The organism is Lentzea nigeriaca (assembly GCF_016907955.1).
GTDB classification, from domain to species: Bacteria; Actinomycetota; Actinomycetes; order Mycobacteriales; family Pseudonocardiaceae; genus Lentzea; species Lentzea nigeriaca.
This window is the reverse complement of sequence record NZ_JAFBCX010000014.1, coordinates 171046-177908: the sequence shown is the minus strand read 5'-3', so window position 1 is coordinate 177908 and position 6863 is coordinate 171046. Positions and strand designations below refer to the sequence as shown.

The window sequence follows — 6863 nt, the reverse complement described above, 5'->3', positions numbered from 1 at the left end:
GACCGCACCACCTACAACGCCACTATCAGCATCGACGTCCTCGCCCCACCAGAACCTTGACGGTCACCGCGAACGCCTAACTACACGGCGTTGGAGCTAGAACTGAGACAACTTTCTCACTTCAGATGCCGGTCGAAGAACCGGTTCGCGTTGTCCGCCGCGAACTGCGGGACTCCGGTGTGCCCGCCCATGTTGGCCTGCAACGTCTTCTCGGCGGAGCCGAAGGCGTCGAACAGGTCCAGTGCCATCTGCCGGTCGTTCCCCTCGTCGTCCCACTGCAGCAGAACGTGCAGCGGAATGGTGACCTGCCGCGCCTCCTCGAACATGCGGCGCGGCACGTAGCTCCCGGCGAACAGCACCGCCGCCGCGATGCGCGGCTCGACCGCCGCCAGCCGGACGCCGATGGCGATCACCCCGCCCGCGAACCCGGCAGGCCCACAGATCTCGGGCAGCGCGAGGAGATCGTCCAGCGCGGCCCGCCACTCCGGGACCGACTGCTCGACCAGCGGGAGGACGAGCCGGTCGACGACGTCGTCGCTGACGGGCTCACCGGCCCGCACCGCCGCCCGCAACTCGGCGCGCGCCTCGTCCGCGTCGGCGGAACGGGGCCGGTCACCGCTCCAGGGAAGTTCGATGCTGGCCGAGGCGTACCCCTCCGCCGCGGCGTGCCGGGCCCTCGCCACCAGCCGGGGGTACATCATGGGCAGCCCGCCGGGATGACCGGCCAGGATCAACCGGGCGGGTGAGGCCGCGGTCGCGGAGGCGGGCGTCCACAGGATGCCGGGAATATCGTCTCCGAGGGTGAACTCGCGCTCGAGAACGCCGTCGTCGAAGCGCTGTTCGGAAGTGAATCGCACGGTCGTGCCTTTCGGGAGTGCTCTGAACGGCGCTCCCGGACGACCTATCGCCCGACCGTGACCCCTGAGGGGAGCACCCATGTCGACATGTTCACGGGTACCACCTCCTCGGTCTCTCGCACGGCAGCCGGAAACCTAGCAGCGACCTTCGCGAGCCGCCAACGCCTTTTCTGGCGAAGGCCGCCAGTCCCGCCTGAGCAGCCCGTACACCCACGAGTCCGACACGTCGCCGTTCACGACGCAGTCCTCCCGCATCGTCCCCTCCCGCAGGAACCCGAGCTTCTCCAGGACGCGGGCCGACGCCGCGTTGCGCGTGTCGACCTCGGCCTGGACCCGGTTCAGGTCCAGCGTCTCGTACGCCCACCGCAGGACAGCGTGCGCGGCCTCCGTCGCGTAGCCCTGGCCCCAGGCCGCGTCGTCGAGGATGTACCCCAGCCCCGCGCTGCGGAAGTCCGGATTCCACCGGGCGAAGCTGCACCAGCCGATGAACGCACCATCGGAAACGCGGTCGATGGCCAGCCGTGCGCCGGTGCCCTCGTCCGCCAACTGTCGGCACGTCACGACGAAACGCTCGGCGCGCGCACGGTCGCCCCAAGGCGGGGAGTCCCAATAGCGCAGCACGTGAGCCTTGCTGTGCAAGGCGAAGAGGGCGTCCGCGTCGGCCTCGGTGAAGGGACGCAGCCTCAGGCGATCGGTGTGCAGCGTCGGGGTGGGCAGCGGCACAGGGGTCCCTCCGGTCGTTGGTGGTTGATCAACCTCACATCCGGTGCCGAGCGCCCGCAACGGGTTTTCGGTCCGGAACTGTCAGACACACCTTGTGGCGCCACGATTACGCGCGGTATGGTCTAGACCTTCAACCGCCGCCGCGATGTCACGCATGCAAGCAACATCAAGGCAAAGGAAGTCACATGAAGAATCGACCCAGGCTTGCTGCCGCTGTGGCAGGTGTTCTGGCTGCACCGTTGGTCCTCGTGGCTCTCCCCACCGGCACGGCGTTCGCCCACGGTTACGTGTCCTCGCCTGCCAGCCGTCAGGCCCAGTGCGCCAGCAACAGGGCCCTGAACTGCGGTGCCATCCAGTACGAACCGCAGTCGGTCGAGGGCCCGAAGGGCCTGCGCAGCTGCAACGCCAACCTGTCGCAGTTCGCCGTCCTCAACGACGACAACAAGGGCTGGAAGGTCACGAGCGTCGGCCGCACGGCCACGTTCAACTGGACGTTCACCGCACGCCACCGCACTCGTGACTACGAGTACTTCGTCGACGGCCGCAAGGTTGCGACGTTCAGCGGCAACAACCAGGTCCCGCCGGCCACCGTCTCGCACAAGGTCAACCTGGGGTCCGCAGGCAAGCACAAGGTGCTCGCCATCTGGAACATCGGCGACACGTCGAACGCGTTCTACTCCTGCATCGACGTCAACGCGAGCTGATCACCGGTCGGTGCGCGAGGTCCCCTTCCGCTCACGCACCAGCTTCTCCACGTCGAACGGCATGAGGTTCAAAGGCGGACCGGACAACGGTTTGCGCAACGCGTCGAGGATCTTCGCGTTCATCGCCTCGATGATCGCGCGCGCCTCGCCGTCGGTCGCGGCCGCCAGGGCACGCGCCTTGGCGGTCTCGGCCTCCTTGCGCAACACCAGGGAAGGGGGCAACCCTGCCGTGCCCTCTTCCTCCCGGACCTTCTTCTTGAGCCACCAGTCCTCTTCGAGCGGCTCGCCCGCGCCGGGCAACGGTTTTCCGGCGCTCGGCAGGCCGTCGAACTCACCGCGTTCCTCGGCTTCGCGGATCTGCTTGTCGATCCACGACTCGAAGCCCATGCCGGGCGGTTTCCGTTGCGTCACGGGGAGAACCTCCTCATCGCGGCCTGCACCGCCTCGGTGAGCGCGGGGCTGCCCTTGTGGCCGCTGTCGTCCACCAGGGCCAGTTCGGCGTCCGGCCACGCCTGTGCCAGCGCGTAGGCGGTGTCGGCAGGACAGCTCAGGTCCCGTCGGCCGTGGATCAGCGCGGCCGGGATGCCCGCGAGCTCGCCCGCGTCGCGCAGCAGTTGGCCGTCCTCGTGGAAACCCAGGTTCGCGTAGTAGTGCGCGATGATGCGCACCATGGCGATCGCGTCGTCGTCCGCCCGGTCGCTGAACAGGTTCGGCCTTCCGAAATCCTCCAGCGACAGCACGGTGTCCTCCCACCGGCACCACTCGGCGGCGGCCTGCTCGCGGACCGCGCGATCCGGGTTCTCCATCACGTCGGCGTACGCGCGCACCACGTCCGGCGCGTGGCCGACGTGCGCGCTGAACCTCTCCCACGCCTCCGGGAAGAACCGGGAAACGCCCTTGTACAGCCAATCGATCTCACGGGCGGACGCGAGGGTGACCGAGATGAGGATCATCTCGGAGACGCGCTCCGGGTGGCGCAGCGCGTAGGCGACACCGAGCGTCACGCCCCAGGAACCGCCGAACACCAGCCACTTCTCGATGCCGAGGTGCTCGCGGAGCTTCTCCATGTCGGCGATGAGGTGGGCGGTCGTGTTGACGCTCATGTCCGCGGCCGGGTCGCTCGCGTGCGGCGTGCTCTTTCCGCAGCCGCGCTGGTGGAAGATCACCAGCCGGAACTTCTCCGTGTCGAGCGCCCTGCGGGCACCGTTCGCCGGGGCACCGGGACCGCCGTGGAGGAACACGGCAGGCTTGCCGTCCGGGTTGCCGACGACTTCCCAGTAGACCTGGTTGCCGTCCCCGACGTCGAGCATGCCGTGTTCCCAAGGCTCCACGATCTTCAGAGTAACCAGATCCGCAGGAGCTTCCAGTTCAACCCTGCGTCATCGGTCCGATACACCTCGGCGAACTCCTGGCCGGGACCGCCGCGCACCAGCGTGGCGTGCCGGGCGTCGGAGAACGCCAGGTCCTCGAACGGCGGTCCGCCGAGCGTGAGCGGCGTGTCCCACTTCTCGCCGAGGCCGCGGTGGACGAACGACCAGTCGCGCCCGGTCGCGGCGACGAGCGCAGCCTCCGGTGAGATCGCGAAGCCCGTCGTGATGCCCGCGCTGGGCGGCACGCTGATCGTCTTGAACTGCCCGCCCTCGGACTTGCGCAGCTCCTTCGTCATGTTCCCGAAGCCTGGATCGAAGCTGCACAACGCGTACCGGTCGGTGCCGACGACGGCGAGCCGGGTGGCCGAGAAGACGTCGCACGGCGCAGGCTCCTCCGTCCAGCCCGCCGGTGACCGGGTCCAGTACCGGTTCTGCTCACCGAACCGCGACAACGAGACCTGGCCCGCGGCGATCTCCCCGTACGACAGGCCCTTCACCTCGACGCCCGGCACCGGCTGCCAGGAACCGAACCACAGCTCGCGGTGGAACAGCCCGCTGGACGTGCCGTCGTAGATCACCGCGAGAAACCCGGAGCTGTCGAACCCCAGGGCCCCAACGGTTCCCTTGATCCCCGACGGTTCCCAGCGGGTGCCGCCGTTGCTGGTGACGAACAGCTGCTCGCCATCGGTCACCATGCCCGTGGTGTCGTTCGCGAACAGCACCCGCAGCCGCTCGGTCTCCGGAACCGACAGCGGCGGGGTCTTCACGCGGGTCCACGACTTACCGCCGTCCAGCGTGCGGACGAGCTGTGTGCACTTCGCGGTCGGGCAGAGCGTGTCGACGCCCAGCACCCAGCCGCGGTCAGCGGACACCCACGACGTCGACGCGGGCACGACCCCGGTGGCCGCGTACGCGACCGCCGGCATCGTTCCGGCTAACAACAATGAGATGACAACAACAGCAATGCGTTTCCCCCACATCGCCTTCTCCCCTCAAGAGGCTGATTCCCACTCAACACCTCTTGCGCGTGAAGCGGCAACCACCCACCCCGCGACCAGCACACCCGCACCGCCGCTGAGGACGAACGTCAGCTCCGGGCCCACCGCGTCCAGCAGCAGACCGCCGCCGATGTACGAAACCGCCGCCGCCACACCGATTCCGCCGTAGAAGTTGCCGAACACCCTGCCTGTTCGATCACCGGGGGTGAGCCGCTGGATCAACGTGCTGTGCGCGACGTCCATCGCCGCGATCCCCAGCCCGCGCACCGCCTGCAACGCGAAGGCCGATGCCACGCCCCACGCCAGACCGGTGAACAGGTTGCCGGCGCTGCTGATCGCGAACCCGGCGACGAGCAACGCGACCATGCCGACCCGAGCGGATCCCCTGGCCAGCAACGCGTACCCGGTCAGCAGACCGATGCCCACCGCGCCGAGGATGACGCCCGCCACGCTCTCGGACGCGCCGAACACCACCACGGTCAGCTGCAGCACCGCGACGTCGTCGATCGCCGTGCACGCGACGACACCGCAGAAGCCCACGAAGATGATCCGCAGTGCCCGGTTACGCCAGATCTCCCCCAGGCCTTCCTTCGCGTCGGCGAACACGGACTCCCCCGGTTCGGCCGGCACCACCAGTCTCGGCAGCCGCAGCAACAACAACGCGGACAGGCCGAAGCTCACCGCGTCGACGAGCAGCACACCCCTGGTGTCCATGAAGGTCAGCAGGGCGGCGGCGAGGAACGGCCCGATCACGTCGGCGCTGTTGGTGCCGAGGCCAAGCACGGTGTTCGCCTGCCCGAGGTCCTTCTCGGCCACGAGGCTCGGCACGGCCGCCCGCGAGGCCGGGATGAAGATCTGCCCGAGCACGGCGCGGAGGCCGACCAGCGCGAGCAGGATCGGCAACGGCGGCAGGGTGAACGCGATGACGGCCAGCAGCACGCCCTGCGCGATCTCGCAGGCGATCATGACGGTGCGCCGGTCGAACCTGTCGCTGATGACACCGGTCAGCGGGCTGAGCAACGACGGCGCGAAGTCGCCCACGAGCAGCAGCGCGGCCACCGCGATGGCCTTCCCCAGCACGGACTGCACGTGCAGCATCAGCGTGACCAGGCTGAGCGCGTCCCCCACGACGGAAACGACCCGTGCGGTGCTGAGCACGCGCAACGGGCCGTTCTCCTTCAGGAGCGTCAGCACCCGCTCATCGTGCCAACACCTGTTCGAGCTGGTCAGCCAATTTGTTCATGATCTCGGCGTAGGAGGCGAAGCTCAGCGGTGCCACCGCGTTCCACTGCACGAACCGGCCCGCCTGCACGGCGGGCAGCGCCTGGAAGACCGGGTGGCCCTCCTTCATCTGCTCGGGGTCGAGCACGTGCTGACGCGTGTCCCACATGATCACGTGCTCTTTGTAGGTGCCGGAGTTCTCCCACGACAGCGACTGGAAGTAGCCGCCGCCCTCGGTGTCGGGCTTGTCCGGCGTGAGCAGCGGGAGCCCCAGTTCCTTGGCGTACCAGTCGAGATCCGGGTTGCGGGCGGGCACGGCGACGTAGAAGAGCTTGGGGTCCGCGCCGACGACCTGGATCTTCTGGTTCGCCGCCGTCATCTTCGCGCCGACGGCCTTGAGCCGTTCGGCGGCCTTGGTGAACGCCTCCTCGTCGGCCTTCACCTTCGCCGACTCGGTGTCGGCGCCGAGTGCCTTCGCGAGCTCTCGGAAGCGCTTGATGCCGTCCGGCAGCTGGATCTTCGACTGCCCGATGCCGACGGTCGGGGCGATCTTGAGCACCTTCTCCTCGAACTCGGCCGTGAGGTGCCAGAGCCCGGTGACCTCCGGGTAGTAACCCGCGACGACCAGGTCGGCGTTCAGCGCGGCGAACTTCTCGAAGTCGATCTCGCCGTAACCGGGTCCGGTGATGTCGGTGACCTGACTCGGGTCGATGCTGCCCGCCTCGGGGTCGGTACTCCCGTCCTGCCGCTTGAGCGGTCCGAAAGTGCCGACGACGTTGATCCCGTAGTCCTTGAGCGCACCTGCCGCGGACACCTGCGCCACAACGCGTTCCGGCCGCTTCGGCGCGGTGACCTCCTTGCCGCGGTCGTCCTTGAACGACCACTGGCCACCAGCCTGCCCGGTTGGAGCGTTCCCCCCGCACCCGGCTACAAGGCCGAGCAGCAGAACCACGGCGACTGTCCTGCGCACCTGTACACCTCCTGAGATTA

8 protein-coding genes are annotated in these 6863 nt (G+C 68.4%); 1 reads left to right on the top strand and 7 read right to left on the bottom strand.

Translation table 11 applies throughout. The features are described from left to right. Positions 1-116 precede the first annotated feature (116 nt). Together JOD27_RS35235 and JOD27_RS35230 are read right to left on the bottom strand one after the other, a co-directional pair. A complete protein-coding gene (locus tag JOD27_RS35235) occupies positions 117-857 on the bottom strand; it encodes a dienelactone hydrolase family protein (protein WP_204766648.1) in 741 nt (246 codons plus the stop codon). Between the two features lie 135 nt (positions 858-992). Continuing rightward, entirely contained in the window at positions 993-1580 is a 588-nt protein-coding gene (locus JOD27_RS35230) for a GNAT family N-acetyltransferase (protein ID WP_204766647.1), read from the bottom strand. Between the two features lie 185 nt (positions 1581-1765). On the opposite strand from JOD27_RS35230, the gene JOD27_RS35225 reads away from it, so the two are divergent. After that, complete coding sequence (locus JOD27_RS35225) at positions 1766-2284, top strand: lytic polysaccharide monooxygenase auxiliary activity family 9 protein (RefSeq protein ID WP_204766646.1); 519 nt, start codon at positions 1766-1768, stop codon at positions 2282-2284. Here the strand turns inward: JOD27_RS35225 and JOD27_RS35220 are convergent, their stop codons facing one another. The 5 genes from JOD27_RS35220 to JOD27_RS35200 form a co-directional block, all read right to left on the bottom strand. Continuing rightward, positions 2285-2695 carry a DnaJ family domain-containing protein gene (locus JOD27_RS35220; RefSeq protein WP_204766645.1) on the bottom strand — a complete coding sequence of 137 codons (411 nt, stop codon included), beginning with the start codon at positions 2693-2695 and terminating at the stop codon, positions 2285-2287. It lies immediately after the preceding gene. Then, positions 2692-3615, bottom strand: a complete 924-nt coding sequence (pip, locus tag JOD27_RS35215) for a prolyl aminopeptidase (RefSeq protein WP_307830508.1) — start codon at positions 3613-3615, stop codon at positions 2692-2694. The genes JOD27_RS35220 and pip overlap by 4 nt, the downstream gene beginning before the upstream one ends. Before the next feature lie 5 nt (positions 3616-3620). Then, the gene (locus tag JOD27_RS35210; protein WP_204766644.1) at positions 3621-4580 is read right to left on the bottom strand and encodes a hypothetical protein; all 960 of its coding nucleotides are present in this window, start codon (positions 4578-4580) and stop codon (positions 3621-3623) included. 66 nt (positions 4581-4646) lie between these two features. Next, complete coding sequence (locus JOD27_RS35205; RefSeq protein WP_204766643.1) at positions 4647-5846, bottom strand: MFS transporter; 1200 nt, start codon at positions 5844-5846, stop codon at positions 4647-4649. Between the two features lie 4 nt (positions 5847-5850). After that, positions 5851-6843 carry an ABC transporter substrate-binding protein gene (locus JOD27_RS35200; protein ID WP_204766642.1) on the bottom strand — a complete coding sequence of 331 codons (993 nt, stop codon included), beginning with the start codon at positions 6841-6843 and terminating at the stop codon, positions 5851-5853. Between the last annotated feature and the right edge of the window lie 20 nt (positions 6844-6863).

Excerpts from the sequence above, each read along its gene's own strand:
- JOD27_RS35225 (WP_204766646.1), top strand. The coding sequence starts at position 1,766 with ATGAAGAATCGACCCAGGCTTGCTGCCGCTGTGGCAGGTGTTCTGGCT.
- JOD27_RS35210 (WP_204766644.1), bottom strand. The coding sequence starts at position 4,580 with ATGCCGGCGGTCGCGTACGCGGCCACCGGGGTCGTGCCCGCGTCGACG.